Genomic DNA, 26440 nt, shown 5'->3' on the forward strand with positions numbered 1-26440 from the left:
TACATCCTCCGGATTGTTTTGGTCAATAGGTGGGTCGGCTCGCGAACGAATAAGAATGACGGCATAACAAGAATAACCAATGAGCACAAAGGCCATAGAAAGAATAAGTGTATTGAGCTTTACCATGTCTTTTTTGGCGGTAAAGCGTAACCCAAAAACAATAGCGGCTATTACCAAAATGGTAAGGAAAAGAGCTCCTGAGCCAAATGGAAGCCCAAACGTATTGACAAAGGTAATTTCGAATTTACCCGCAATTGTTGGTAGTCCGGGAATAATAAATGAGTTGATAAACAGTACAAGGAATAAGCTGAAGCCCAAGGCCACTAATACACCTTGCCAAGTTGGATTTTTATATTTTTTGAAGTAGTAAATAAGGCCCATAGCGGGTAGAGTAACCAAGCCGAGAAGGTGAACCCCGGTAGAAAGACCCATCATATAGGCAATGAATAAAAGCCATTTATTGGCTCTGCTTTCATCTTCTACCAGCTCCCATTTTAGAATGGCCCAGAAAACCACAGCCGTGAAGAAAGAAGACATGGCATATACCTCACCCTCTACAGCGCTGAACCAAAAAGAATCTGTAAAAGTAAAGGCAAGAGCACCTACAGCACCCGCACCGGCCAATAGTATCTTTTGCAGATCGGTTTCTTCACCAACTTTGGCCTGCAGCACTTTGCGGCCCAGCATTACAATAGACCAGTATAAGAAAAGAATAGTAAGGGCCGAGGCCAATACGCTCGACATATTTACCCAATAGGCCACTTTGGTAACATCTCCAAACGACAGGAAAGAGAATAAGCGGCCAATCAGCATAAAGAGTGGCGCCCCCGGAGGGTGCGATACTTCTAATTTAAAGGCAATGGCTATAAATTCACCACAGTCCCAAAAGCTTGCAGTTTCTTCTACAGTGAGCACATATGTGATCAGAGAAACCAGAAATACAGCCCACCCGGTAAGGTTGTTTATCTTCTTAAAATCTGTCATTTAACACCAATTTGAGGCGTGAAAATAGTAAAAATATACTAGGGCAACGGTTAATTTTTATTAATAGCCATGGCCTCTTGTCTGTGGCTGAAAATTACTCCGCAACGCCCAAATAAAACCATAGCCAAAGCAAAAAGAGCGGTACATATGAGGTGGCCACAATGGCATTGGCTACTGATTTCTTTTTTCTGGCCGCAAAGTCGACCCCATAGGTGAGCACAACCCAATAAGCCAACTCAAACACATTGAGTTGTTGGTTTACATACCAGTATTTTTGGGGTACCTCACTGTATTCATAAAAATTCATGAGTGAAAGGGGGTAAAAACTGTCATATTCCCAGTAGGTGGGGTCAGTTTCAATAAACATAAACCAGAAAATTTTAATGATTGTAGGTACAAAAAAGACCAGTTCGGCAATCATGGCAATGTTCCAGCATTTGTAAAAGTTTACATTATAGCCCCACATAAAGCATCCAACCCATAGCACAAAGCCCACAATGGTAAACTTGATTGCATAAACCACAGGGATGGACAGCATGTTAAGGCTTGCGATTATTTTAAATATGAGGGCCTGAGGTCCCTCCAGAAACTTGAAAGCCGCAATTTCGTCTACAATAAAGTTTTGCTGAACATAAAAAAGCAGTAGGTATACAACACAGAGAAGTATAAAAAACAATGGCTTGTTAAAGCCAAACCAACTTCGGGCCTGAAGCTCAAGATTGCTGAATTCTCTGGGCATGGGGAAACTATTTTGAGTAAAACTACGATTTAAGGACGAAGCTTAGAATTAAATTGTATCAATGCATGGCTATTGGACTAAGCGGCAGTAATTTTGCTTCAACTGCACTTATGAAATTTCTGAACACCAAAATTTTAGGGCTCCTGCTGTTTTGTTTTGTAGCCTTACCCAGGGCAGAAGCCACTCAGGCAAAGGCCGATAGTACTCAATACCTTTTGTTGAACATGGCACTGCAGCTGCAAATTACAGATGCGGTAGATAACATGTACAATTTTAAATTCAGGGAAGCAGAAATTGAGTTCAACTGGATGAAGTTCAACTACCCTGATCATCCATTGCCATACTTTCTGTTTGGCATTAGCACCTGGTGGCAAATGATGCCCAATCTGGACAAAGAAAGCCCGCTGGGAGATGAGTTTTTGGCTTATATGGATACGGCCATTGTCAAAGCCGAGGCCATGTTTAAGGCCGATGAAAACAACATAGAAGCTGCTTTCTTTTTAGCTGGTGCTCATGGCTTTGTAGGGCGCTATCATTCAGAGAAGAAAAATTGGTTCAGAGCAGCCGGGGCCGGAAAGAACGCCCTCAAGTACCTGGAGATAACCCAGGGCAACGAAAGTTTTAGCCCGGAAATTCTGTTCGGAGATGCCCTTTTTAACTACTACTCCATTTGGATTCGCGAAACTTATCCGATGCTCCGACCCATGCTAGTGTTCTTTCCCAAAGGCGATAAAGAACTGGGGCTTCGGCAGCTCAATGAGGTTTCCCGAAACGCTTTTTATACCCGAATAGAAGCTACTTATTTCCTGATGCGCATCAAGGCTTTTGAAACCAACGAAACGTTTGATGCGCTTCGACTGGCCGAAATGGTTCATAAAAAGTATCCTGACAACCCCTACTTTCACAGATTTTATGCCCGAATGTTATACACTTTGGGGCAGGACGCCCAGGCTCAGCAAGAATCTGAAGAAATTCTAAACAGAATAGACAAAGGGCAAGTTGGTTATGAAGAAGTAAGCGGAAGATACGCCAGCTTTTTTCTGGGGCACATTCACCGAAAAAGGGGAAGGCACCAAGAGGCAGAGAAGTATCTGAGGCAAGCAATACGCTTTACAGAGCAGTTGGTCGATGAGGAAGAGTCGGGCTACTATCTCTACGCTCAACTGTATCTGGCACAGTATGCTACACAGGCCGGTCGTTTTGAGGAGGCCCTCGAAAGAATAGATATCATTCGGGACAACTCCAAACGTAGAGACGGTGTCAATGAACAAGCCAGGGAACTGAAAAAAGAAATAAGAAAACGGAAATAATTCGGCTTAAGCTTTCTTTAGATTCTTTGGTAAAATATTCTTTGATCTTTGTACATTTGTGCCGAATTATATTTTGTAGTTAATCTTAAGTATTGTGAACCTCAAACTTGATAAAATCGACCGGAAGATTCTTGATATTCTTCAGTCGAACGCGAAGATTACTAACGCGCAGCTCTCTAAAGAAATTGGTCTTTCTCCTGCACCTACATTGGAGCGGGTGAAAAAACTGGAAAACTCCGGAATTATTAAAAGTTACCATGCCAAGCTCGATACAGATAAGATTGGTATGGGAGTGAGCACTTTTGTATACGTTACCCTTAAAGGCCACAACAAGCAGAATATAGAGATATTTCTGGAGGCCATAAATAAGATTAACGAGGTAATAGAGTGCCACCACGTGACCGGGTCTGGCGATTTCGTTTTGAAAATTATTGCCAAAGATATTGCCTCCTATCAGCAGCTTATGCTAGAAAAAGTGAGCGATATCTCAGTGGTTGATAATTTGCAGTCGATGGTGATCCTCTCTACCTTTAAGGATAGTAAGGTGATGCCAATCCCTGAATAGACCTTATGCAAACAACTGAGAAACGCATTCTGGAGAAAGCTCAAATAGAGCAGATCATACGGAGAATGGCTTACGAGATTTACGAGCAAAACTACGATGCCTCGAAAATCTTCCTGGCCGGTATTGATAACAACGGAGTAAAAATTTCTGAAATGCTGGCCCGTGAGGTGAGAGCCATTTCAGAGATTCCTGTCGAGCTTATTAGAATCGATATAGACAAAGAGGCTCAAAGCCAGCCTACGGTGAGCTTCTCCAAAGAGCCCGATGTGCCCAATTTTACCCTTATTGTGGTAGATGATGTGCTTAACTCCGGCCGAACCATGATTTATGCTCTGGATCCTTTTTTGAAAATGAAAGTGAGGAAAATCCAGACAGCCGTTTTAGTGAACCGAAGCCACAAAAGGTTTCCTATTGCCGTAGACTACAAAGGGTTTGAACTTGGCACAACCATCGAAGAGCATATCCACGTGCAATTGACAGACGAGGACTATTCAGCTTACTTGTATTAAACCCATTTCTTAACTAAAAACGAATTATGGAAACCTCTTTACAGGAACTTTGGAATAGTATTAATGAAGCAGTCTTAATCTACGGCCTCAAGGTATTAGGAGCACTAATTACCCTGATTATTGGGTCGTGGGTTATTAAAAAACTGGTAAAAACCTTTGGCAAAACACTCACCAAAAAAGGGGTAGATCCCACACTTATTCCTACGCTAAAAGGCGTAGTAAAAGTAGCCTTGTGGGCGGCCCTTATTCTGGCTTTTGTAAAACAGGTAGGTATAGAAACTTCCGGTTTTATTGCAGTATTTGGAGCTGCAGGTTTGGCCATAGGTTTGGCACTTCAAGGGTCACTTTCGAATTTTGCAGGAGGAATTCTAATCCTTACCATTAAACCCTTCAAGGCGGGAGATTTTGTAGAAGTAAATGGTCAGTCGGGCACAGTAAACTCAGTAACCATTTTTAATACCGTGTTAAAAACCCCCGATAACAAAACCATTTTCTTGCCCAACGGAGCTGTGGCCGGGGCCAACATTACCAATTTTACTTTGGAGCCCAAAAGAAGATGGGATAAGGTTTTTGGTATTGGTTATGACGATGATTTCGATAAGGCCAAGCAAATCATTTTAGACTTCTTGCAAGCCGATGAACGAGTGCATAAAGATCCTGCTCCTTTTGTGAGAGTGGGCAATCTTGGCGACAGCAGTGTAGATATTACGGTTCGGGCCTGGGTAGATAGCTCAGAATACTGGAACCTTAACTGGGATATGATCGAAAAAGTGAAGAAAGAATTCGACAAACAAGGAATCTCTATTCCATATCCTCAGCGAGATGTACACATCTACAACGAAAAGTAGATAGTCCATTCAAAACGTATCACCAAGGGGTAAATGCTTATATTTACCCCTTTAATTTTACCTGACATGTCCATCCATAAATCAGAAATAAAGAAGGTAACCACACATCAGTTGCAGGCCATGAAAGAGCGCGGAGAGAAAATATCTATGCTCACGGCCTACGATTTTTCAATGGCTAAACTTATAGATGCTGCCGGGGTGGATATAATACTGGTGGGCGACTCTGCCTCAAATGTAATGGCCGGCCACGAAACCACACTACCCATTACTCTGGATCAAATGATTTACCATGCCAGTTCAGTAATAAGAGCGGTTAGCCGAGCATTTGTGGTAGTAGATATTCCGTTTGGTTCATACCAGGGAAACTCCTCCGAAGCGCTGAGGTCTGCTATTCGTATAATGAAAGAGTCCGGAGCCCACTCTGTAAAAATGGAGGGCGGTGCCGAAATAAAAGAGTCCATAGTACGCGTACTTAGTGCCGGGGTTCCCGTAATGGGTCATCTGGGACTCACTCCACAGTCCATATACAAGTTTGGTACCTATGCGGTAAGGGCCAAGGAAGAAGAGGAAGCCGAAAAGCTCATTGCCGATGCCAAACTGCTGGAAGAGTGTGGCTGCTATGCCATAGTGCTGGAAAAAATACCGGCCGAGCTGGCCAGAAAAGTTTCGCAAGAAATTAACATACCAACCATTGGTATAGGAGCCGGGCCTGATTGCGATGGTCAGGTATTGGTAATGCACGATATGCTCGGCATTAATGCCGAGTTTAAGCCTCGATTTTTAAGGCAATATGCCGATTTGGGGACGGTAATTACCAATGCGGTAGGTCATTACATCAAAGATGTAAAGTCGGGCGACTTCCCCAATGAAAAGGAAAGCTATTAGTCTATCAAAAAAGTAGATTTTATTACATTGCGCATCCATATTTTTTAGTGAAGAAAATTCAAAAACTTAACCATGAGTGAACAAAAAATAACCATTAGCAATGGTGTGCTAAATGTTCCCGATCAACCCGTTGTTCCTTTTATTGAAGGCGATGGAACTGGTGTAGACATTTGGCCTGCCGCCAAAAACGTGATCGACAGTGCAGTGGCTAAAGCCTACAATGGCGCAAAGGCCATTCAGTGGAAAGAGGTTTTGGCAGGAGAAAAAGCCTTTAATGAAACAGGTGAATGGATGCCTGAGGCTACATTAGATGCATTTAGAGAATATTTGGTAGGAATTAAAGGGCCTTTGACTACTCCCGTTGGTGGAGGGATCAGGTCTTTAAACGTGGCTCTAAGACAAGAGCTCGATTTGTATGCCTGTGTTCGTCCGGTGCGCTGGTTTGAAGGTACACCCTCACCGGTAAAAGAGCCCGGCTTATGCGACATGGTGATTTTCAGAGAGAATACAGAAGATATTTATGCCGGTATTGAGTTCGAAAAAGGCTCAGACGATGCCCATAAGTTTGCAGCCCTTCTGAAGGAAAATTTCCCGGCCCGATTCAAAAAAGTAAGATTCCCCAATACGGCCGGATACGGCATTAAACCGGTTTCTGAAGAAGGAACCCACAGACTGGTGAAAGCGGCTATTGATTATGCTTTTGCTCAAAAGAGAGATTCAGTGACTTTGGTGCACAAAGGCAACATTATGAAGTTTACTGAAGGAGCCTTTAAGTCTTGGGGTTATGCCCTCGCCAAAGATCAGTATGGTGCGCAAGACTATGAAGGTGGCCCATGGCAAATTATTGAGAAGGATGGTCATCAGGTGATTATTAAAGATGTGATTGCCGATGCCTTCTTGCAGCAAATATTGTTGAGACCTGCCGAATACTCGGTTATTGCCACTCTCAACCTCAACGGAGACTATGTTTCTGATGCTCTTGCCGCCATGGTAGGAGGCATTGGTATTGCTCCGGGAGCCAACATTAACTATGCTACGGGCAACGCCATTTTTGAGGCAACTCATGGTACAGCTCCAAAATATGCCGGTCAGGATAAGGTAAATCCGGGTTCTGTAATTCTTTCAGGAGCCATGATGCTTGAGTATTTTGGATGGCAGGAAGCTGCAGACCTAATATACTCCGGTTTGGAAAAAGCCATAGCGTCTAAACGCGTCACTTACGATTTCGAACGATTAATGGAGGGAGCCACCCTTCTCAAATGCTCCGAATTTGGAGAAGAAATTGTAAAGAATATGTAAACAAAAGCCCCTTAAAGGGGCTTTTTTAGTAAAGTGCTTTTTCCGATGGTAAAACGCGTTGTTCCCTTCTTTCCGCTTCGGTTGGTGGCCTTTCCTGGCGAACAGGTCAACCTTCATATTTTCGAACCACGCTACAAACAGTTAATCCAGGAGTGTCTGGACAGCGGCAGCACCTTTGTCATTCCGGTTTTTCAGAATAGGGTATTAGACTTTGGTAGCGAAATGGAGATAGTGAGTTTGGTGAAGCGCTACACCACAGGCGAAATGGATATTATTACCCGTTGTATTAGCGCAGTGCAGGTTTTATCCTTTAAAGACAAACTGGGCGACAAGCTTTATGCAGGAGGAGAGGTAGAAAGCTTAGAAAACATTAACGACCCGAGCACTGAGCAGTGGAACGAGCTAAAAACATTGGCCAAAGAATTGGTGCAGGTATTGAAAATGGAAGATAAACTAGATGTAGATTTGGTCACCGATTCGTTTGAATTGGCTCATAAATTAGGTTTATCTTTAGAGCAGGAGTATGATATGCTGCAAATGGTGAGAGAGTCTCAAAGACAGACTTATATGATTAACCATTTAACCCGTGCGCTTCCGTTGGTCAAAGAAATGGAGCGGGCTAAGGAACGAATTCGAATGAATGGGCATTTTCAGCATCATGACCCACTGAATTTTTAAACATGATAGAAAGCAATCTTTCTGAATTTGGTGTTTTGCTCATCTTCATATTAGGAGCACTTCTCTTTGCTGTAGTTGGACTTCTGGCCTCTCGGTTCATTCGGCCCAACCGTCCGAATTTTGAGAAACTCACCACCTATGAGTCAGGCGAAGATACCGTAGGTTCTGCCTGGGGGCAATTCAACCTGAGATTCTATATTGTTGCGCTCATCTTTATTCTGTTTGAGGTAGAAATTATTTACCTGTTTCCCTGGGCGCTGGTTTTTGGCGATGAAGCCCTTGTGCGTGGAACCGACTGGCAATGGGCCTGGTTTGCCATGACAGAGATGTTCATTTTTATTGGAGTTTTGGCACTGGGTTTGGCCTATGCCTGGCGAAAGGGCTATCTCGATTGGGTGCGCCCACCACAGAAGGCAGCCTCCTTTAAGTCAAAAATTCCGGCAGAAGCCTATAAGAAGTATTTGTAATATGGGATTGCTCGACCAAAAGATTACGCACGGAGGGGTAATTATCTCCAAGTTAGATGACCTTATCAATTGGGCCAGGTTATCTTCTATGTGGCCCATGGGGTTTGGTACCGCCTGTTGTGCCATAGAGTTTATGAGCGCGCAGAGCACTCCATACGATCTGGACCGTTTTGGTGTAATACCCAGAGCAAGCCCCAGGCAGTCCGATGTAATGATAGTGGCCGGCACAGTTACATTCAAAATGGCCGATAGAGTACGCAGGCTCTACGAGCAAATGGCTGAGCCTCGTTATGTCATTTCCATGGGATCCTGCTCCAATTGTGGAGGCCCTTATTGGGAGCATGGCTATCACGTGGTAAAAGGGGTCGACCGCATTATCCCTGTTGACGTTTATGTGCCCGGATGTCCGCCTAGGCCCGAAGCATTGATTGGAGGACTTATTAAACTTCAGGACAAAATAAGAAGTGAGACTATTGTTGCCCCGAAAGCCGTAGAAAAAATACTTGGTACGCATGAAGGCTGAAGAAATAAAAATACTCCTTGAAAAAAGCTTTCCGGGAAAGGCATTCGAGCTGATTGAAAACGCTACGCCTCAAGGTTTAGGGGTGTCTGCCGAAGATCTGGTAGAGGTGATGGATTTTTTGCATACCCATAACCAGCTTTACTTCGATATGCTTTCCTGTATTACGGGCCTCGATAATGGCCCCGAAACCGGAACTATGGAGGTGATTTACAATCTCTACTCAATCCCTAACAATATTCATCTTATGGTGAAGGTGGTATTGAATAGAGACAAACCGACTATTGATTCGCTGGTAGACTTGTGGAAAACGGCCGACTGGCAAGAGCGGGAAGTTTTCGACATGTTTGGAATTCATTTCAACAATCACCCGGATTTGAGGCGAATTCTAATGCCTGCCGATTGGGAAGGTTACCCACTGCGCAATGATTATAAGGAACAAACTTATTACCGGGGTATGAAAGTAGAATACTAGTGGCTAATCAAGTACAATACATATTCGACAATAAGAATCTCAGGCAATCAGAGCCTCAGAAGTTCAGGCCGGAAGACCTGAAGCGAGACGAAATGATTGTGAACATTGGTCCGCAACACCCCTCTACTCATGGTGTGCTTCGCCTTGAAGTGATTACCTCCGGAGAAGAGATTGTAGAGGTTGTTCCGCATATTGGTTATTTGCATCGCTGTTTTGAAAAGCATGCGGAAAATCTGCCCTACAACCAAACCATACCATTTGTAGACCGCATGGACTATCTGGCTGCGATGAATTCAGAGCATGCCTTTGCCATGGGAGTTGAGCGAATGTTGGGGATTGAAAAGGATATTCCGGCGAGAGTAGAATATGTTCGGGTGGTAGTTGCCGAACTTAACAGACTGGCTTCGCACTTTGTTGCTTTAGGTAGCTATGGCATGGATCTGGGAGCTGTAACCGCTTTCTTCTGGATGATGCGCGACAGGGAGCATATTCTCAGGTTGCTGGAATGGGCCTCGGGTGCTCGTATGCTGTACAACTACATCTGGATTGGAGGGCTTTTTTATGATTTGCCGGTAGGTTTTGAAGAGCGTTGCCTCGAGTTTGTAAACTACCTCAAGCCCAAACTAAAAGAGCTGGAGCAAGTGGTGATTGACAATACCATCTTTGTAAATCGTACGGCCAATGTTGGGGTACTACCCTTAGATTTGGCCATCAACTATGGCATTACAGGGCCGATGTTGAGGGGTTCCGGTCTTCGGTTCGACTTACGTAAAGTAGATGCTTACTCTGTGTATCCTGAAATTGATTTTGATGTTCCTGTGGGTAAAGGCCAAATGGGGCAGTTGGGAGACTGCTGGGATAGAACCTGGGTGAGGGTGCAAGAGTGCTATGAGTCTATTCGTATTATAGAACAGGCTCTGGAAAAACTTACCAAGGAGCACAAGAGAGATCGGGATTTTGACCCACGAGCTATGGTGCCGAAAAAGATTCGCCCCAAGGCACAAGATATGTACGTTCGGGCAGAGAACCCGAAAGGGGAGACGGGCTTTTATTTCCGGGCCGATGGGAGGTCTGATATCCCTTTGCGCTGCAAAGCACGAGGGGCCAGTTTTGTGAACCTTTCCATCATTAATGAGTTAGCCAAAGGAGGGCAAATTGCCGACCTTATTGCCGTAATTGGTTCAATAGATATTGTGCTGGGAGAGGTAGATCGATAGCTTGAGTTAAAGCAACTTTTTAAGGTTGTTTTCTCTAATGTAGGCCCGTTGTCCTCTCCATTTAATTTCGTACCAGATGTCTTTCTTGCCAATGATTTCTACCTTGTGCCCCTGATCGATGATTTCCACCAACTCGGCTGCAGCTGAAGGGCCGGTCATGAGATAGGCTTTATTTTGCATTACCAGCCCTCTGGTTTTGGCTTGGTTAAGATTCACCACATAAAAAATAAGGGCCAGAATAATTAGCAAACTGGCTGCCAGGCTGGGCGACTTCGCTCCGTGCTTTTGGATTTTTCTATAGATCATGGCAACGATCAACACCGCCAGGGCAAAAAGTACACCCAGCACCTCTAGTTTATAATCTTCGACTGCTTTTTTGGCTTTTTCAAACTGGCTCATGTTGTAGCCTTCCAGTCCGTTAACACTGGCCAGTTGTTTCATCTTGTCCAGCACTTCTTCGTCTCCGGTAATCCGCAAATAGTCGTGCAGGTAAAGCAGGGCTTTGGCAATGTTGCCCATGGCTTCATTGCTATAGGCCATTTTGAGCAACATGGCAGGCGATGCTTCATTTTGCTCTTGATAGATTTTCTCGTAAATACTTAGCGATTGTGTGTACTTTCTTACGCTGAATAATGAATCTGCCTTCTCTAGCTCTTTTTTAAAGTCTTGACTATTAGATAGTTGTGGAGCTAAAAATAAAGCTAGAAATATTAAATTCAGAAAATTGAATCCTCTCTTTTGCATTTTGTTTTTAAGGTCTTACCTTTGCAACCGCAATTAAGGAAAACGACCTTAATTGCCCAATGAAAAACTTCTTGATCTGGTAGCTCAGTTGGTAGAGCATCTCCCTTTTAAGGAGAGGGTCCTGGGTTCGAGCCCCAGCCAGATCACCCTCAAAAGCCTCAGATTTTCTGAGGCTTTTTTTATGTTCAAAAGCGTTGATTTTATTGCCTTGGTTTTCATTTTCACCCACCTTTTGAAACGGGGTCTCATGGTTCACGAAGTTAGAAAGCATTTTAGCTTTAGTTTTACCGTTTACAATATTTAACGCTTTCTTTGAGTACCTACTTTTCAAGTTTAGCAAGAATGAATCGACCCATCGGAATATTTGATAGCGGACTAGGAGGCCTTACCGTGGCCAATGCCGTGTATAGGCACCTCCCCAACGAACGCATGGTTTATTTCGGAGACTCCGCTCATTTGCCCTATGGCGATAAGTCGGCCGCTACCATTCAGGCCTATTCCGTAAAAATTTGCGATGTGCTTTTGCAAAAACACTGTAAGCTCATACTTATAGCCTGCAATTCAGCTTCGGCAGCAGCTTATGAGCTGGTGAAGGCGTATGTGGGTTCCAAAGCCAAGGTGCTCAATGTGATTGATCCGGTGGTAGCCTATGTGGCCCACAAATATGCCGGTCGAAAAGTAGGGCTCATTGGCACTAAGCAAACAGTGGGGTCAGGTGTATATGAGTATCAACTAAAGGTTAAAGATCCTTCCATACAGTTTTGCGCTTTGCCAACTCCTCTGCTCGTGCCTATGATTGAAGAAGGGTTTCATAACAACAACATTTCTGAGGCCATCATTGAGCAGTATTTGGCCGACCCGCTTCTGGAAAATATTGATACGCTGATTTTAGGGTGTACACACTACCCACTTATTAAAAGTCAGATCGATAAGTTTTATGAAGGGCGTATAGAGGTAATTGATTCTTCTATGATTGTGGCTAAAGCCCTGGCTCACTACCTGGCCGAGCATGGGCTGGCTTCTGCTCAGCGGCAGGGAGAGCATGAGTTTCTGGTGTCAGACATTACCCCCTCTTTTGAAAAAGCGGCCGAACTGTTCTTTGGCCGAAAGGTGCCTCTGGAAAAACATATCCTTTGGGAGTAAGTTGTAACCCTTGAATAGGCTTGGGTAAAGAGGACTTTTATAAGCTCAAAAAAGCGATTATAAAGTGTTCTTTACAGATTCCATGAACTAATTTTACAAGCAGGTGTTAGTAGTCTATTAAAATGGTAGGCTATTGATTATCCGATCTAAGAATTAAGTGTTTAATTTGCATTAACCAAGGACTTCGTTCAGCGTGTACGCATTTCTATTCTTCCTTAATTTTTTACTGGTTTATACCGTATTTGCCGTCTATGCTGAACGTAAGATATCTGCTTTTATTCAAGATCGGTATGGGCCAATGGAAACAGGCTACTATGGCCTGCTTCAAACAGTGGCCGACTTACTAAAGCTTATTCAAAAAGAAGATATTGTTCCTCTAAAGGCCGACAGAAAACTGTTTAAGCCGGCTCCAGTCATTATTTTCACTGCAGTATTTGCCGGATTCGCGGTTCTGCCACTTACCTCCGGTTTTTCAGGCTCTTCGGCCCAAATTGGTATTTTCTATTTGTTGGCTATTGTGTCGCTTGATGTTGTGGGGATACTCATGGCCGGCTGGGGGAGCAATAGTAAGTATGCGCTTTGGGGGGCAATGCGTTCTGTGGCACAAATAATTTCATACGAAATACCCCTTGGACTCATGGTGGTTTGTGTGGTGCTTATTGCCCAAACACTCAACTTACAGGAAATTACTTACCAGCAGGGCATTTGGTGGGGGCATCAAAAGGCCGAGGCGGCCAACTACCTGTTTGGCATAAAAGCTTTGGGTATAGAAACTACTCATATTGGAGGAGTTTTAACCTGGAACATTATGCGTTCTCCACTTCTTCTCATTGGCTTTGTAATATTCTTTATTGCCTCTTTGGCAGAAAGTAACAGGGCTCCTTTCGATATTCCTGAGGCCGAATCGGAACTGGTGGCGGGCTTTCATGTAGAGTATTCGGGCTTTCGTTGGTCTATGATTATGCTGGCCGAATATGGAATGATGCTTCTGGTGGCATTTTTGGCGAGCATTCTGTTTTTGGGGGGCTGGAATAGTCCTTTCCCCAATATAGGGGGCGTACGACTTGCCGAGTGGACGAGCGGGATTCCGGGCACCTGGCCGGGGCATCTTTGGGGAGCTTTTTGGATGATTTCCAAAGCTTTGTTTTTAGTGGCGGTTCAAATGTGGATACGCTGGACTTACCCGCGATTGCGTTTGGATCAGCTCATGAGCCTGAGTTGGAAGTATTTAACTCCCGCATCTATACTTTTGGTATTGTTATGTGCAGTTTGGAGGCTGCTCATGCTATGAAAGGTTATTGGAGAAATATAAAAACGGCTACTAAAACCCTCAAAGAAGGGCTTAAGGTTACTGCCCGGCATATGAAAGATGCCCGTAACCAGCGTACAGCCATAGTTCCTCTGGCCGAGAACTATTTTGAGAAGCAAAATGCCATTTTCACCACGCAGTATCCTAAAGAGAAGCTCCCTGTGCCGGATCATGGGAGATACAAATTGCACAACGAGATCGATGACTGCATAGTCTGTGATAAGTGTGCCAAAGTATGCCCGGTTAATTGCATTGAAATTGAACCTCTCAGATCGGTTGAGGAAATCGGCAAAACATCGGATGGTACCCCAAAACGTATTTATGCGGCTAAGTTTAATATAGACATGGCCAAATGCTGTTTCTGTGGGTTGTGTACTACTGTGTGCCCTACCGAATGCCTTACCATGACCGATGAGTATGATTTTAGCGCTTTCGATTTTGCTGAGCATAACGTGCCATTTGCCACCATGACTCCCATGGAGATACTGCAGAAAAAGAAGGAGCTTGAAGAGTTTAATAAACAAAAGGAGGCGGCTAAAGCCTTAAGTAAAGAGGCTGTGCCCAAAGCGGAAACTCCGGCCAAGCCGAAAATAGGAGGTGCAAAGCCTGCCTTTAAGCCAAGAGTGCAGGGGGCTAAGCCCAAAGTGGCAGTAAAACCGCAAATACCTCAAAAGAAAACGGAAGAACCCAAAGAGACTGGCAGTTCTGAAGAGTCAAAAGCTAAGCCAAAACCTGTATTTAGACCAAAGGTGCAGCCCAGGCGTCCTTCAGGAGAAGAGAACGAACAGCAGGCCAAAGATGAGGCTCCTAAAAAAGCGGCAAGGCCGGTATTGAAGCCAAGAGTTCAACCCAAAAGAGACAAAAACGAGGAGGAGTAATATGGAGTTGGAAACTATACTTTTTTACTTCTTTGCTGCGCTCACAGGTTGCTCGGTTCTTTTTGTGGCCATTACCAAAAATATATTGTATGCGGCATTCGCCCTTATACTCACTTTTATAGGAGTAGCTGGTTTGTTTGTCTTTTTGGGAGCAGAATTTATAGCCATTACGCAAATATTGGTTTATGTAGGAGGTATTCTCATTCTATTGGTGTTTGGTGTAATGTTTACCCAAAGGCTCAAAGGCCAGCGGGTACAAACGGGCAGGTATCAGCTATTGCTTGGTTTTTTAACGGCCTCAGGTCTGTTGGGCCTGCTGATACAAACTATTCATAAGGGTTCCTTTAGCCAGCTACCGTGGGTAGACCAGGAACACACCCAACAGGTAGAACTGTCTTCTTTTGGGCTGAGCCTGATGACAGACTATGTATTGGCTTTTGAGGTGATTGGAATATTGCTTTTGTTAGCTCTGATAGGGGCGGTTCGTGTGGCAGGAAATGCCAGAAAGGAGGGAGCCGATGCTGCTTAACACAATGCTGGTATTGGGAGCGCTTATGTTCTGCTCAGGATTGTTTGTGGTACTCACCAAGAAAAACACCATAATGGTGCTCATTGGTATTGAGTTAATGCTTAATGCAGCCAACCTCAATCTCGTTACATTTAGCCGCTTCGACCCGCAGGCTCTTCAAGGGCAGGTATTTAGTCTGTTTGTGATTACTGTGGCCGCTGCAGAGGCTGCCGTGGCTTTGGCCATTGTGGTTAAGGTGTATAAGTACTTCAAGACCTCCGATCTGGATCGAGTAAAATCAATGAAGGGATGATTGAGTTAGACCACCTCATAGCACCAGAACAGTCGGAATACACCCTATGGGTTGTGGCTCTGCTGACTTTGCCTTTGCTTTCAGGTCTGATTTCTGCCTTCTTAAAACAACAGGCACCCTATGGTTCGAGCTTTCTGATTGGGCTAAACCTTGTAGTAGCAGGTTTTCTTGCCCTGTCACTATGGGATGAGCCGGTCAGTATTCGGGGTTCATGGTTTAGTTTAGCAGGCAATGATTTTACCTATTCCTTCTTTTTAGACCGGTTGGCTTTGGCTATGTCTGTCATAGTCAATTTTGTGGCCTTGCTGGTGCACCTGTTTTCTATAGAATACATGAGGGAAGACCCCTCTAAACCGCGGTATTTTGCCTATTTGGGGTTATTCACGTTTTCCATGATGGGCATAGTGCTTTTTCACAACCTGCTCTTTATGTTCATTTTTTGGGAGCTGGTGGGGCTTTCATCCTTTTTACTCATTGGGTTTTGGTTCGAAAAAAAGTCGGCATCCCTGGCGGCCAATAAGGCCTTTATCCTAAACCGAATTGGCGATCTGGGCTTTATTACGGGGCTTATGATTTTGTACACCCAATTTCAGACCCTGGATTTGGACGCAGTAAAGAGTTTAATGGCCATTTCTGAAATTGAAGATGGCAATTGGGTGGTAGCGTTCAAAAAAGCGGGTCAGGAAGTAATGGCCAGCCTTGATGGGCGCTGGTTGAGTGCGGCAGGCATAGCCCTCTTTTGTGGAGCAGTGGGTAAATCGGCTCAATTTCCTCTACAAGTTTGGTTGCCGGATGCCATGGAGGGACCAACCCCTGTTTCGGCATTGATTCATGCGGCCACCATGGTAGCAGCCGGAGTATTTATGCTGGCCAGAATTTTTGTGCTGCTGGATGCCCAAGCTCTGGAAGTCGTGGCTATTGTGGGGGCGGTAACTGCTTTTATGGCGGCTATAGCCGCTCTTTCTCAGTTCGATATAAAGAAGGTGTTGGCCTATAGTACTATTTCTCAATTGGGATACATGGTGTTAGCCATGGGGGTTGGAGCCTTTAGTGCCGGTATATTCCACCTAATCACTCACGCTTTTTTTAAGGCTGGCCTATTTCTCAGTGCCGGTATTATTATTCATCAGTTGCACCATCTAGAAAAGGGTGGACAAAAGTTTGACCCCCAGGATATGCGTGTGATGGGAGGCTTACGTAGAAAAATGCCCGTCACATTTTTTGCCTTCCTGCTTTGCTCCTTGGCGTTGGTAGGGCTTCCCGGCTTTTCGGGTTTTTTGTCTAAAGATGCCATATTGCTCGACCTGGCAGTGTGGGCCGATGAGAAAGGCGGAGGCTTTTACATTCCGGAAGTACTGGCCTTTATGACAGTGGTTTTTACCGCTTTCTATACCTTTAGAATGATACTTCTGGTGTTTTTCGGAGAGTTCAGGCTGGCAGGCATACTGGGTAGAAATCAGTTGGAAAATGAACTGCATGAAGGCAACGGGTGGCTTACTGTGCCGGCTGTTATTTTTGCCCTGCTATCGCTTTCCATTCCATTTGGGTTTACCTTAAACCCTGAGAATTCCTGGCTTATGCAGGCTTTGCCTACTCCAATGTATGTGGTTCCGGTCGCGTATGCTGCACAAAGCCTGCTGGATATCCCTCACGAAACCTTTGAGGTTTTACATGGTTTGGTCAATGCGGTTTCCATTGGTCTTGCTTTGGCCGGTTTAGTGCTGGCTTATTGGGTGTATAGGCCGGGAGGAAAGCTACAAAAGTCATTTATTGAGAAAAGAGAGCCTGTGGGTGTATTTGGGCAAGTGTCGTTCTATCATTGGTATCTCAACGCCCTCTACGAGAAGATTATTCTAAAAGGTATTTTGGCCAAAGCCAGAGGGATGGCCTGGTTCGATAGGTGGATTGTAGACGAAGCGGTTAATCTGTTGGCCAAGTTACAAGTGGTAATAGCCTACCTTACCCGCTGGTTCGATCGTGTGTTTGTCGATGGTCTGGTTAATCTTACAGCTCATTCTATCGGAAAAGTGGGGCAATTAACCCGAAGTATCCAATCGGGTAACATTCAGGCGCAAATACTCGTGACCTTTATATTTTTGTTAACCTTAATTTTGCTGCTAGTACTTTAGCCTATGGAGCACATACTATCATATATCGTATTTATTCCTCTGGTTGGCGCTCTGGTAGTGCTTCTTACACCAAAGGCCTATCAGCATTTGTATAAAGTGCTGGTTATTGGTTCCACAGGCTTATCACTCTTGCTTACCTTATATGCCGTGCATATGTTCGATGGGGGGCTTGTGCCTCAAATATCGGGAGAAGCCAATCTGCAATTGGTCGAGAAGGTGGAGTGGTTTAGGCTTAGTCTGGGGTCGCTCGGTACTTTTTCAGTAGACTATTTGCTGGCGGCAGACGGCCTGAATATTTCCATGCTTTTGCTGGCCTCTATTGTATTGTTTATTGGAGCTATAGCCTGCTGGAAGATAAAGGAAAAACAAAAGGCATATTTTGGGCTTTATTTGCTTCTAAGTACTTCTGTGTTGGGGTGCTTTGTGGCTTTAGACTTCTTTTTGTTCTATCTCTTTTTTGAGTTTATGCTCTTGCCCATGTATTTTTTGGTGGGGCTGTGGGGTGGTCCCAGAAGAGAATATGCGGCCATTAAGTTTTTCATTTATACCCTTGTAGGATCTATCCTAATACTCATTGTAATGATTGGGCTGTACAACTCAGTGTATGACCCTGTGAAAACGGCCGAGCTGGCGGGCCTTAACGGCACAGAGCTAAGCATTGAAGAGGTTCAGGCTCTTGTGGCTGAGGGACGAATTGAAGAGGGACAATTGGTCAAATCTTTCAATATGCTTTATATGGCCAACCCGGCCAATTACATTCCGGGTTCATTGCTGGAGCGCAGTGGGTTAAGTACTTTGTTCGGTGAGCCTATCCGCTGGATGGCCTTTCTTGCAATCTTTATTGGGTTCGCCATTAAGTTGCCTTCTTTCCCGTTTCATACCTGGTTGCCCGATGCTCACGTGGAAGCTCCCACGCCCATTTCGGTGGTGCTGGCCGGAGTACTCCTAAAGGTGGGTGGATATGGCCTGATCAGAACGGCCTTTGCCATGTTTCCTGATGCAGCCTATCATTACGCCTGGCTCATTGGTTTTCTGGGTATGTTCTCCATTATTTATGGAGCTATGAATGCTTTGGCCCAAAAAGATTTAAAGAAGCTTATAGCTTATAGTTCCGTTTCTCATATGGGTTTTGTGCTTTTAGGTTTAGCGGCAATGACCAGCGAGGGAATTAGCGGAGCCATTTATCAGATGTTTTCGCATGGGCTCATTTCTTCTATGCTCTTTCTAATTGCCGGGGTACTCTACGATAGAACACATAACCGTACCATTGAACATTACGGAGGTTTGGCTCATCAAATGCCTTATTACACCGTGTTTGTAGGAATTGCCTTTTTCGCTTCGCTGGGTTTGCCGGGCTTTAGTGGGTTTATAGCGGAGTTGTTTGTGTTTATAGGGGCGTTTAAGTCTTCTGCAGTAATCGGTGCAATCCCTGCATGGATGGCCATAGTTTCTACTTTGGGACTGGTTTTGGCTGCCGGATACTACCTCTGGACCTTCCAGAAGATGTTTCTTGGTAAGTTTTGGGTAAAGGAAAAGAATTGGCTGCCTGCGCTTAAAGACCTGACCATTAGCGAATACATGGTATTAGTTCCGCTGGTGGTTCTCATCATTGCCTTTGGTATATACCCCGGCTTGTTGCTAAACTTAATCAATACCGGAGTGGAATCTTTTGTCGGACACCTAACCGAGTGGTCTAAATGATTGTTCTGGTGGCCAGCATGCAAAACCCGGGAGGACTTGCTGAGCAACTTCAGCGCTTAAAAGAAGGGCTTCATTTTATGTTGCCCGAAATAGGCATTGTAGTTACCATTATTTTGCTGGTGGTTTATGATCTCCTTTTTGAGAAGAATAAGTCTGTCGGACTAGCTGCCATACTGTTTTCTGCGCTTAGTTTTTTGCTGGTTTTTCAGGTATTGAGCTTCTTGCCCGAGGCAAATGCCCTGCCTTTATTCGAAGGTCTTGTGACTCATTCTGCCGGAGCTAATTTGTTTAAGATCGGCTTCTTGCTCAGTCTTTTAGTAGCTCTTCTAATGGCTGTTACTTCCCGAAAAGATAGTCTGCATTATTTCGATTCCAGCGAAGTATTGGTGTGTTTGCTGGGAGTGCTTCTTGGGGCGTTTCTTCTGGTTATGAGCTCCAACCTGCTGATGATTTATGTGGCCGTAGAGTTAGTGTCTATCTGTAGTTATTTATTGACAGGCTTGGGCAAGGGTAAAAAGAAATCGGAAGCGGCCATTAAATACCTGCTCTATGGCGCTGCGGCCTCTGCGGTAATGCTGTACGGAATGAGTTGGCTTTATGGGCTAACCGGATCAATCGATCTTAACTCCGACTCCTTCAAAATAGGTCTTGATTATGCTGCGGTGGTACCACTCAATATTGCTGTATTTATGGTGCTGTGTGGTTTGCTCTTTAAGCTTGGCGCCTTTCCCCTGCATGTGTGGGCTCCCGATGTGTATAGGGCCACACCGCTTCCAACGGTTGCTGTGTTTTCCGTAGTGCCCAAATTGGCTGCTCTTTTGGTATTGCTTAGGCTGGTGGCGGCTACAAGTGCAACCCACTTCGACTGGCAAACCTGGCTGGGAATACTTTCTATAGGAGGAATGGTTGTGGGTAACTTTTCCGCACTTTGGCAAGACAACGCTAAACGAATGCTGGCCTACTCGTCTATTGCTCATGCTGCTTTTTTACTGGCCGGAGTGTCAATTATGAATCGTACCGGTCTGGAAGCTACCGTGTTTTATGCACTGGCCTATTTACTCATGAATTTGGCAGCGTTTTACCTTATTCAAATGGTAGAAAATAAAGTAGGGAGTACATCGTACGAGCAGCTTAAAGGGATGGGCAAGAAGATACCATACGTTTCTGTTTTACTGCTTATTGTAATGGTTGCCCTCACCGGACTGCCGCCCACAGTAGGGTTCAATGCCAAGCTCTATTTGTTTAGTGCTGTTTATGATGAGTTTGGTCGCTCAGAGAGCACTATTTTGCTTTGGGTACTCCTTGTGGGGCTTCTCAATACCGTTGTTTCACTTTTCTATTACATTAAGATTCCCTACCTGCTCTTTTTTAAAGAAGGAGAGGGCAATGTAGCTCCTGGAGCCTACACCATTAGAGCATTAATACCCGGCACTTTACTGGTGTTGTCGGTGTTGTTACTATTCTTTAGGTCCGATTGGTTTGTTGACCTATTGAATAGTATTAATTTTGTGCTTTGAGAAGTTGACATGCTAGAGCCCATTAAACATGAGTGTGGTATAGCCCACATTCGTCTGAGAAAACCCCTTCAATACTATATTGATAAGTATGGTTCGGCAACCTACGCGGTAAACAAGCTTTACATTATGATGAAAAAGCAGTCGAACCGTGGCCAGGATGGTGTAGGGGTGGCCAATATTAAAATGGGTGTTGCACCCGGCCAACGATACATCAGCCGTTACAGAACCATTAACTCAGAACCGGTTGAAGAGATCTTTACCAAAATTGCCAAGAAGTTTGCCAAGGCCAAGAAGAAGGAGGGGTATAACCCCAAAAGTGCACAATGGCTTAAAAACAACATGGGTTTTACCGGAGAGGTGTGGCTTGGACACCTTAGGTATGGTACCCACGGAACTAACAGTATAGAGAGCTGTCATCCGTTTTTGCGGCAGAACAACTGGCGTAGCCGAAACCTGGTAATGGCCGGAAACTTCAACATGACCAATGTTGACGAACTCTTCGATATTTTACTTAGACTAGGGCAGCACCCCAAAGAAAAGACCGATACCGTAACGGTAATGGAAAAGATCGGTCACTTTATTGACGAAGAGAACCAGCGCATTTTCGATAAGTACAAGAAGAAAAAGGAGAACCACGAGATTACCGATATTATTGAAAATGAAATGGACCTGCAGCGTGTGCTCAAACGTTCATTCAAAGATTTTGACGGTGGTTATGCAATGGTGGGACTGCTGGGGCATGGCGCTTCTTTTGTGGTGCGCGATCCAAACGGAATTCGCCCGGCCTATAAGTATATAGACGATGAGGTAATAGTGGTGGCCTCAGAAAAGCAGGCCATCAAGGCCGCTTTCAACGTGAAATACAATGAGATAACCGATGTACAGCCCGGGCATGCTCTTATTATTCACAAAAGTGGTGAGTGGGATGAAGTGCCTATTATGAAGCAGCAAGAGCTTAAGGCCTGTTCGTTCGAGAGGATTTACTTTTCCAGAGGAAACGACCCCGAAATTTATCAGGAAAGAAAACAACTGGGGCGCCTTTTGGTACCTCAGATATTGAAGGCGATCAACTTCGACCTCAGAAACACTGTGTTTTCATACATTCCTAACTCAGCAGAAGTCTCGTTTTTGGGGATGATGCAAGGGTTGGATGATTACCTCATGCAAAAGCAAAAGGAGGTAATTGTAGATAAGAAACCTACGCTAGACGATATTGAGCAAATGCTCAGTTTTAGGCCCAGGGTAGAAAAGCTTGTGATCAAAGATGCAAAACTAAGAACCTTTATTGCAGACGATGCAAGCCGTGACGACATGGTGGCCAATGTCTATGATACAACCTATGAGGTGATTAGAAAAGGCATTGATACGGTGGTGGTTATAGATGACTCCATTGTGAGGGGTACTACTCTTGAGAAGAGTATTCTTCGCATGCTCGACAAGCTGGAACCCAAGAAAATTGTGGTGGTTTCTTCGGCACCACAAATCCGTTATCCCGATTGTTACGGTATTGATATGAGCAAGATTAAGGAGTTTGTGGCTTTCCGAGCCATGCTTCAGCTCATAAAAGAACACTATAAAGAAGACCTGCTAGAAGATGCCTACCATCAGATTCTGGCCAATATGGAATCTAAAGAGCAGTTAAACTATGTGCAAACTTTGTACAATCAGTTTACAGATGAGCAGATTTCGGCCAAGATTACAGAGATCATTAGGCCGGAGGGCTTAAAGGCTGAGTTGGAGGTAGTGTATCAAACGGTAGATAACTTGCACAAAGCTTGCCCAAACAATTTGGGTGATTGGTATTTTACCGGAAACTATCCAACTCCTGGAGGTATGCGGGTGGTAAATAAGGCCTTCGTTAACTTTATGGAGGGTAAGGAGGTAAGAGCTTATTAGTACTGAGTATTGGGTACAAAGTACCTAGCACAGTGACTACTGAACCCTAATACTAGTGTTTTGACTGTTAGAGCCGTCATTCTGAAGGCGGCACGACTGAAGAATCTCCTACTTGGCATAAAAAATTTAGAGGCTGTTTCAAAAGCTGGTTGTCATTCCCGGCTCCGATCGGGAATCCCTCAAATTGGCACTTAAGGCCGGTAGAGACTCCCAGTCGTCAGACCGCTCCGAGTGGTTTGGATGTCCATAAAAAGCAAAAGCCACTCAATGAGTGGCTTCATTATTCATTTTTTTTCGTGAAGCTGAACATACTTCAGCATATATAAGTGATAGACCCTGAATCAAGCCTGCCTGTCGGCAGACAGGTTCAGGGTGATGCTAACTTCTTAAACCGAGAAGCTCTCTCCACAACCACAGGTTCTGGAAGCGTTCGGGTTAATGAATTGAAAGCCTTTACCGTTCAATCCGTCAGAGAAGTCTAACGTTGTCCCCAACAAGTAAAGCAAGCTTTTTCTGTCTACCAGAATTTTCACTCCTTTATCTTCGAAGACCTCATCCTTCTCACGGATTTCGGCATCAAACTCCAGGTCATACATTAGGCCGGAACATCCTCCTCCTTGTACAGCTACCCGAATGTTATGATTGTCGGTTTTGCCCTCTTTCTTACGTAGCTCAATAATCTTCTCTCTCGCTATGTCGGTTACTTTTATCATCTTACGCTACTGGATTTAAAACTACACTAAAAACGGTTATGGTATTGATGTCTCTGCCATAATACAGTTTGTCTAGGGCATCGTACATATTGCTGGCTCTAAAGTAAGAAGTGTGTAGCTCATTGTCGCCTTTGGCGATCCACTGTACGGTGTACGACTGATACTTGTCTTTGTAAGACTGTACATAGTCATACATCTTTTTCAGTGCATCGAGCTTGTCGATTCCAACTTCAGAGTGAAACAGGAAGGACTGATTGTGCCTGGGGTTAATGGTAATAAGGTCTAGTTTTACCTTACCCTCAACCGTCTGAAATTCAAAACTCAGCTCACTGCCGGTTATGCTCAGGTGGCTTTCTATCTTTTTTTGAAGCTTTACGCTTTCTACGTGTATATCCGTTCCTGTAGTCATTTTTTTATTGTCTATTGTGCTGCTTCATCGCTATATTCAAGCGATTAACTTAACCAACCTTGGGTCGATTAAGTTCACATGCAGCCGCAAAGATAACCAATGAAAATCAATTGATTAAAAACTACGAAATGAGAAAAATAGAACACATTGGCATTGCTGTAAAGAGCATAGAAGAATCGAATGTGTTGTTTGAGAAGCTCTTTGGTCGAGCCCATTATAAGATTGAGGAAGTAGCCTCTGAAGGGGTCAATACGAGCTTTTTCCAGGTTGGTCCAAATAAGATTGAACTACTGGAAGCTACACGTCCAGACAGCCCCATAGCCCGTTTTATTGAAAAGAAGGGAGAGGGTATTCATCATATAGCTTTCGATGTGGAAGATATAAGGGCCGAAATGAAGCGATTGGAGGCTGAGGGGTTTACGCTTCTTAATGAGGAACCCAAGCGCGGAGCAGACAATAAACTGGTGTGTTTTCTACACCCAAAAACTACCAACGGAGTGTTGATTGAGCTGTGCCAGGATGCGGGGTAGTTCATAGGTCAAAGTTCATTGTTTATGATTCATAGTTCATGGGACATCTTTTTTAGATTGGGGGAGGTAAAACTTTTGTGCCTTGGCTGCCATAAGCTATAAAGAAACTTTTCAGGCAGCGTTGGCCCAAGGATTGGCCCATCCGTTCCATAAGAACTATCCAAATACTGGCCTTAGGGTTGTGCCCTTAAAATGAGCAGATTTCCAACTTTGAACCTGAAACATAAAACTCCTAAACTGAAATTGTATCTTTGCCCCAGAATAGAAAACTATGGCAGAAAAGCGTACAGAACTATCGGATTTGGGAGAGTTTGGTCTTATCGACCGAATTGCTGAAGGGATTGAAAGACAACATTCAAGTTCGGTGCTTGGCATTGGAGACGATGCGGCTGTGATGGATCGTGGCGAAGAGTATAGTCTGCTTTCTACCGATATGCTGGTAGAAGGTATACACTTCGATCTTTCCTATGCACCCATTCAGCATTTAGGCTATAAGGCGGTGGCGGTTAATGTTTCAGACATAGCGGCCATGAATGGAACTCCCGAACAAATAACAGTGTCTCTGGCCTTGAGCAATCGCTTTTCACTAGAAGCCATAGAGGCTTTGTATACTGGTATTAAAGCTGCAGCCAAAGATTTTAAAGTAGATATAGTAGGAGGAGACACCACCGCATCAACCAGTGGGCTTATTATCTCTATTTCTGTACTGGGGCGAGTGGCCAAAAATGAGGTGGTTTATCGCAAAGGCGCTGGGCAAAACGATATACTTTGTGCTACTGGCGATTTAGGGGCGGCCTATATCGGACTTCAGGTGTTGGAAAGAGAAAAACAAACCTACCTGGCCAACCCGCAAATGCAGCCGCAGTTGGATAAATACCAGTATATAGTACAGCGTCAATTGAAGCCGGTTGCCCGAATGGACATTGTGCACGAGCTGAAAGAAGCCGGGGTAGTGCCTACCAGCATGATCGATATTTCTGACGGGCTGGCGTCAGAGGTATTCCATCTTTCGAAACACTCTCAGGTAGCTTTTGCGCTGTATGAAGATCAGTTGCCAATCGATAAGCAGACCTATGATACTGCAGTAGAGTTTAACCTCGATCCCATTACAGCAGTGCTCAATGGGGGAGAAGATTACGAACTACTCTTTACCATAAAACAAGAAGATCATAAGAAGCTGGAAAAACATCCTGACATACATTTTATTGGCCATGCACAAGCCTTAGATAAAGGTAATTTGCTGGTAACTAGGAATGGCAACCGTGTACCCATTAAGGCCCAGGGGTGGAACCATCTAGCTGAGAAGTAGGAGGGTTAGTACAATTAAGCCAAAGAAAGTACTGACTATTGCTGCGTTGAACTTGGCCTCAGGGGTAAACCATCGAGAACTACCCAGTGCCCCGGCAATAAATACCAAAAGTGCGAACAGGTAAATAGCAGGAGGTGGGTTAATGGATTTAATATATGTTGACGACTGCGGGGTTTTAAAGCTGTGTACTCCATAAAAAAGGCTTTTCCGCAAATCAACCGTTTGCCCTAAAGCAGGGGCTAAAGCAGGGTCAGAGACCTTTATCGTAATACGTTTGGTAGGAGCATCGGGTGAGCCACCTGGGCTTTGGCACTCCACATTCACAAGTTCAAACAGATTGATGACCTGGGCAGAGCCTGCATCGGTAAAGATGAAAAAATCCAGAATGAAGCTGAAGGCAAACAACATCATAATCCTGTTAATGATGGCAGCTGTTCGGGCATTGGCCTTGTAGTCTGTTGGGCTGTAGCGATTTCGCCCGGAGTAGCCCAAGTCTTGTACCCAGCTGGTGGCCCGCTCTTCTTCCTGTCTCCTGAGCATTTCCTGTACCTCAGCCCAGGTAAAGGTTATTTCCGGCTCATTTAAATCTCCATTGTCGTATCGCCTGCGAGTGTCCTCATTACTGAGAATGGAGTGTGCTTCAGTGAGCTCCTGAAAACGAGCCTGAGCATTGGCCGAATTATTAAGGTCGGGGTGGAAGTGCTTGGCCTTTTGCCGATAAGCTCTTTTGATATCTTCTTGTGTGGCCGACCGTCCTATTCCCAATATCTCATAGTAATCTTTACTCATATCATTTTGATTGGAATGCTATTAGGGAGAGCTATTTCTTTTTACTTTCAGGCCTT

The 26440-nt window shown here is 44.5% G+C and carries 28 protein-coding genes and 1 tRNA gene; 23 read left to right on the top strand and 6 right to left on the bottom strand.

The window, feature by feature from the left end:
• Window positions 1–984: DUF2723 domain-containing protein (locus B3763_RS13040; protein ID WP_286747108.1), on the bottom strand; the 984-nt coding region annotated here is incomplete at its 3' end.
• 94 nt (window positions 985–1078) lie between these two features.
• Window positions 1079–1723 carry a hypothetical protein gene (locus tag B3763_RS13045; protein WP_286747110.1) on the bottom strand — a complete coding sequence of 215 codons (645 nt, stop codon included), beginning with the start codon at window positions 1721–1723 and terminating at the stop codon, window positions 1079–1081.
• Window positions 1724–1788: 65 nt separating this feature from the next.
• Between B3763_RS13045 and B3763_RS13050 the strand changes: the two genes are divergently transcribed.
• The 11 genes from B3763_RS13050 to B3763_RS13100 all read left to right on the top strand — a co-directional run bounded on the left by B3763_RS13050 (window position 1789) and on the right by B3763_RS13100 (window position 10496).
• Window positions 1789–3033, top strand: coding sequence for a tetratricopeptide repeat protein (locus tag B3763_RS13050; RefSeq protein WP_286747112.1), 1245 nt, complete (start codon window positions 1789–1791; stop codon window positions 3031–3033).
• A 94-nt stretch (window positions 3034–3127) separates the two neighbouring features.
• Window positions 3128–3598, top strand: coding sequence for an Lrp/AsnC family transcriptional regulator (locus B3763_RS13055; protein ID WP_370298768.1), 471 nt, complete (start codon window positions 3128–3130; stop codon window positions 3596–3598).
• A 5-nt stretch (window positions 3599–3603) separates the two neighbouring features.
• On the top strand, window positions 3604–4107 hold the full coding sequence (locus tag B3763_RS13060) for a phosphoribosyltransferase family protein (protein WP_189628335.1): 504 nt from the start codon (window positions 3604–3606) through the stop codon (window positions 4105–4107).
• Window positions 4108–4133: 26 nt separating this feature from the next.
• The gene (locus B3763_RS13065) at window positions 4134–4955 is read left to right on the top strand and encodes a mechanosensitive ion channel family protein (protein ID WP_286747115.1); all 822 of its coding nucleotides are present in this window, start codon (window positions 4134–4136) and stop codon (window positions 4953–4955) included.
• A gap of 66 nt (window positions 4956–5021) precedes the next feature.
• Entirely contained in the window at window positions 5022–5840 is an 819-nt protein-coding gene (gene panB, locus B3763_RS13070) for a 3-methyl-2-oxobutanoate hydroxymethyltransferase (RefSeq protein WP_189628333.1), read from the top strand.
• Between the two features lie 72 nt (window positions 5841–5912).
• Window positions 5913–7139, top strand: a complete 1227-nt coding sequence (gene icd / locus B3763_RS13075) for an NADP-dependent isocitrate dehydrogenase (protein ID WP_286747117.1) — start codon at window positions 5913–5915, stop codon at window positions 7137–7139.
• Window positions 7140–7184: 45 nt separating this feature from the next.
• Window positions 7185–7817, top strand: a complete 633-nt coding sequence (locus B3763_RS13080; RefSeq protein ID WP_286747119.1) for an LON peptidase substrate-binding domain-containing protein — start codon at window positions 7185–7187, stop codon at window positions 7815–7817.
• Between the two features lie 2 nt (window positions 7818–7819).
• Window positions 7820–8284: an NADH-quinone oxidoreductase subunit A gene (locus tag B3763_RS13085; protein ID WP_286747121.1), complete on the top strand. Its 465-nt coding sequence runs from the start codon at window positions 7820–7822 to the stop codon at window positions 8282–8284.
• 1 nt (window position 8285) lies between these two features.
• Window positions 8286–8807, top strand: a complete 522-nt coding sequence (gene nuoB / locus B3763_RS13090) for an NADH-quinone oxidoreductase subunit NuoB (protein ID WP_189628329.1) — start codon at window positions 8286–8288, stop codon at window positions 8805–8807.
• Window positions 8797–9279 carry an NADH-quinone oxidoreductase subunit C gene (locus tag B3763_RS13095; protein ID WP_286747123.1) on the top strand — a complete coding sequence of 161 codons (483 nt, stop codon included), beginning with the start codon at window positions 8797–8799 and terminating at the stop codon, window positions 9277–9279. Before nuoB ends, B3763_RS13095 begins: the two co-directional genes overlap by 11 nt.
• The gene (locus tag B3763_RS13100) at window positions 9279–10496 is read left to right on the top strand and encodes an NADH-quinone oxidoreductase subunit D (protein ID WP_189628327.1); all 1218 of its coding nucleotides are present in this window, start codon (window positions 9279–9281) and stop codon (window positions 10494–10496) included. Before B3763_RS13095 ends, B3763_RS13100 begins: the two co-directional genes overlap by 1 nt.
• Window positions 10497–10502: 6 nt before the next feature.
• Here the strand turns inward: B3763_RS13100 and B3763_RS13105 are convergent, their stop codons facing one another.
• The gene (locus tag B3763_RS13105) at window positions 10503–11240 is read right to left on the bottom strand and encodes an SH3 domain-containing protein (RefSeq protein ID WP_286747126.1); all 738 of its coding nucleotides are present in this window, start codon (window positions 11238–11240) and stop codon (window positions 10503–10505) included.
• A gap of 73 nt (window positions 11241–11313) precedes the next feature.
• On the opposite strand from B3763_RS13105, the gene B3763_RS13110 reads away from it, so the two are divergent.
• The 10 genes from B3763_RS13110 (at window position 11314) to B3763_RS13155 (ending at window position 22634) form a co-directional block, all read left to right on the top strand.
• Window positions 11314–11386 (top strand) — tRNA-Lys (locus B3763_RS13110).
• Between the two features lie 196 nt (window positions 11387–11582).
• On the top strand, window positions 11583–12383 hold the full coding sequence (murI, locus tag B3763_RS13115) for a glutamate racemase (RefSeq protein ID WP_286747127.1): 801 nt from the start codon (window positions 11583–11585) through the stop codon (window positions 12381–12383).
• A gap of 193 nt (window positions 12384–12576) precedes the next feature.
• Complete coding sequence (locus B3763_RS13120; RefSeq protein WP_189628324.1) at window positions 12577–13674, top strand: complex I subunit 1/NuoH family protein; 1098 nt, start codon at window positions 12577–12579, stop codon at window positions 13672–13674.
• Window positions 13671–14570 carry a 4Fe-4S dicluster domain-containing protein gene (locus B3763_RS13125; RefSeq protein ID WP_189628323.1) on the top strand — a complete coding sequence of 300 codons (900 nt, stop codon included), beginning with the start codon at window positions 13671–13673 and terminating at the stop codon, window positions 14568–14570. The genes B3763_RS13120 and B3763_RS13125 overlap by 4 nt, the downstream gene beginning before the upstream one ends.
• A 1-nt stretch (window position 14571) precedes the next feature.
• Window positions 14572–15099, top strand: coding sequence for an NADH-quinone oxidoreductase subunit J (locus tag B3763_RS13130; protein ID WP_189628322.1), 528 nt, complete (start codon window positions 14572–14574; stop codon window positions 15097–15099).
• Complete coding sequence (nuoK, locus tag B3763_RS13135) at window positions 15089–15391, top strand: NADH-quinone oxidoreductase subunit NuoK (protein WP_189628321.1); 303 nt, start codon at window positions 15089–15091, stop codon at window positions 15389–15391. The genes B3763_RS13130 and nuoK overlap by 11 nt, the downstream gene beginning before the upstream one ends.
• The gene (nuoL, locus tag B3763_RS13140) at window positions 15388–17520 is read left to right on the top strand and encodes an NADH-quinone oxidoreductase subunit L (RefSeq protein ID WP_286747133.1); all 2133 of its coding nucleotides are present in this window, start codon (window positions 15388–15390) and stop codon (window positions 17518–17520) included. The genes nuoK and nuoL overlap by 4 nt, the downstream gene beginning before the upstream one ends.
• A 3-nt stretch (window positions 17521–17523) precedes the next feature.
• Window positions 17524–19221 (top strand): complex I subunit 4 family protein, encoded by a 1698-nt coding sequence (locus B3763_RS13145; protein WP_286747135.1) that lies wholly within the window; start codon window positions 17524–17526, stop codon window positions 19219–19221.
• A complete protein-coding gene (locus tag B3763_RS13150; RefSeq protein WP_286747137.1) occupies window positions 19218–20738 on the top strand; it encodes an NADH-quinone oxidoreductase subunit N in 1521 nt (506 codons plus the stop codon). Before B3763_RS13145 ends, B3763_RS13150 begins: the two co-directional genes overlap by 4 nt.
• Window positions 20739–20747: 9 nt before the next feature.
• On the top strand, window positions 20748–22634 hold the full coding sequence (locus B3763_RS13155) for an amidophosphoribosyltransferase (RefSeq protein ID WP_286747139.1): 1887 nt from the start codon (window positions 20748–20750) through the stop codon (window positions 22632–22634).
• A gap of 386 nt (window positions 22635–23020) precedes the next feature.
• Here B3763_RS13155 and B3763_RS13160 read toward each other — a convergent pair whose 3' ends face one another.
• Together B3763_RS13160 and B3763_RS13165 are read right to left on the bottom strand one after the other, a co-directional pair.
• Complete coding sequence (locus B3763_RS13160; RefSeq protein WP_189628316.1) at window positions 23021–23347, bottom strand: HesB/IscA family protein; 327 nt, start codon at window positions 23345–23347, stop codon at window positions 23021–23023.
• A gap of 1 nt (window position 23348) precedes the next feature.
• A complete protein-coding gene (locus tag B3763_RS13165) occupies window positions 23349–23756 on the bottom strand; it encodes a hypothetical protein (protein ID WP_189628315.1) in 408 nt (135 codons plus the stop codon).
• 128 nt (window positions 23757–23884) lie between these two features.
• On the opposite strand from B3763_RS13165, the gene mce reads away from it, so the two are divergent.
• Window positions 23885–24286 (top strand): methylmalonyl-CoA epimerase, encoded by a 402-nt coding sequence (mce, locus tag B3763_RS13170; protein WP_189628314.1) that lies wholly within the window; start codon window positions 23885–23887, stop codon window positions 24284–24286.
• Between the two features lie 271 nt (window positions 24287–24557).
• Window positions 24558–25595 (top strand): thiamine-phosphate kinase, encoded by a 1038-nt coding sequence (gene thiL / locus B3763_RS13175; RefSeq protein WP_286747143.1) that lies wholly within the window; start codon window positions 24558–24560, stop codon window positions 25593–25595.
• Here thiL and B3763_RS13180 read toward each other — a convergent pair.
• Entirely contained in the window at window positions 25581–26384 is an 804-nt protein-coding gene (locus B3763_RS13180; RefSeq protein ID WP_286747145.1) for a J domain-containing protein, read from the bottom strand. The two genes, thiL and B3763_RS13180, sit on opposite strands and share 15 nt — an antisense overlap.
• Window positions 26385–26440 lie beyond the last annotated feature (56 nt).

Source organism: Roseivirga sp. UBA1976 (assembly GCF_002336325.1).
In the GTDB taxonomy this organism is placed as follows: Bacteria; Bacteroidota; Bacteroidia; order Cytophagales; family Cyclobacteriaceae; genus Roseivirga; species Roseivirga thermotolerans.

Bases quoted from the DNA above. Each gene is read 5' to 3' on its own strand.
- B3763_RS13045 (WP_286747110.1), bottom strand. From the start codon at position 1,723: ATGCCCAGAGAATTCAGCAATCTTGAGCTTCAGGCCCGAAGTTGGTTT.
- B3763_RS13050 (WP_286747112.1), top strand. From the start codon at position 1,789: ATGGCTATTGGACTAAGCGGCAGTAATTTTGCTTCAACTGCACTTATG.
- B3763_RS13060 (WP_189628335.1), top strand. From the start codon at position 3,604: ATGCAAACAACTGAGAAACGCATTCTGGAGAAAGCTCAAATAGAGCAG.
- B3763_RS13065 (WP_286747115.1), top strand. From the start codon at position 4,134: ATGGAAACCTCTTTACAGGAACTTTGGAATAGTATTAATGAAGCAGTC.
- panB (WP_189628333.1), top strand. From the start codon at position 5,022: ATGTCCATCCATAAATCAGAAATAAAGAAGGTAACCACACATCAGTTG.
- icd (WP_286747117.1), top strand. From the start codon at position 5,913: ATGAGTGAACAAAAAATAACCATTAGCAATGGTGTGCTAAATGTTCCC.
- B3763_RS13080 (WP_286747119.1), top strand. From the start codon at position 7,185: ATGGTAAAACGCGTTGTTCCCTTCTTTCCGCTTCGGTTGGTGGCCTTT.
- B3763_RS13085 (WP_286747121.1), top strand. From the start codon at position 7,820: ATGATAGAAAGCAATCTTTCTGAATTTGGTGTTTTGCTCATCTTCATA.
- nuoB (WP_189628329.1), top strand. From the start codon at position 8,286: ATGGGATTGCTCGACCAAAAGATTACGCACGGAGGGGTAATTATCTCC.
- B3763_RS13095 (WP_286747123.1), top strand. From the start codon at position 8,797: ATGAAGGCTGAAGAAATAAAAATACTCCTTGAAAAAAGCTTTCCGGGA.
- B3763_RS13105 (WP_286747126.1), bottom strand. From the start codon at position 11,240: ATGCAAAAGAGAGGATTCAATTTTCTGAATTTAATATTTCTAGCTTTA.
- murI (WP_286747127.1), top strand. From the start codon at position 11,583: ATGAATCGACCCATCGGAATATTTGATAGCGGACTAGGAGGCCTTACC.
- B3763_RS13125 (WP_189628323.1), top strand. From the start codon at position 13,671: ATGAAAGGTTATTGGAGAAATATAAAAACGGCTACTAAAACCCTCAAA.
- B3763_RS13130 (WP_189628322.1), top strand. From the start codon at position 14,572: ATGGAGTTGGAAACTATACTTTTTTACTTCTTTGCTGCGCTCACAGGT.
- nuoK (WP_189628321.1), top strand. From the start codon at position 15,089: ATGCTGCTTAACACAATGCTGGTATTGGGAGCGCTTATGTTCTGCTCA.
- nuoL (WP_286747133.1), top strand. From the start codon at position 15,388: ATGATTGAGTTAGACCACCTCATAGCACCAGAACAGTCGGAATACACC.
- B3763_RS13145 (WP_286747135.1), top strand. From the start codon at position 17,524: ATGGAGCACATACTATCATATATCGTATTTATTCCTCTGGTTGGCGCT.
- B3763_RS13150 (WP_286747137.1), top strand. From the start codon at position 19,218: ATGATTGTTCTGGTGGCCAGCATGCAAAACCCGGGAGGACTTGCTGAG.
- B3763_RS13155 (WP_286747139.1), top strand. From the start codon at position 20,748: ATGCTAGAGCCCATTAAACATGAGTGTGGTATAGCCCACATTCGTCTG.
- B3763_RS13160 (WP_189628316.1), bottom strand. From the start codon at position 23,347: ATGATAAAAGTAACCGACATAGCGAGAGAGAAGATTATTGAGCTACGT.
- B3763_RS13165 (WP_189628315.1), bottom strand. From the start codon at position 23,756: ATGACTACAGGAACGGATATACACGTAGAAAGCGTAAAGCTTCAAAAA.
- mce (WP_189628314.1), top strand. From the start codon at position 23,885: ATGAGAAAAATAGAACACATTGGCATTGCTGTAAAGAGCATAGAAGAA.
- thiL (WP_286747143.1), top strand. From the start codon at position 24,558: ATGGCAGAAAAGCGTACAGAACTATCGGATTTGGGAGAGTTTGGTCTT.
- B3763_RS13180 (WP_286747145.1), bottom strand. From the start codon at position 26,384: ATGAGTAAAGATTACTATGAGATATTGGGAATAGGACGGTCGGCCACA.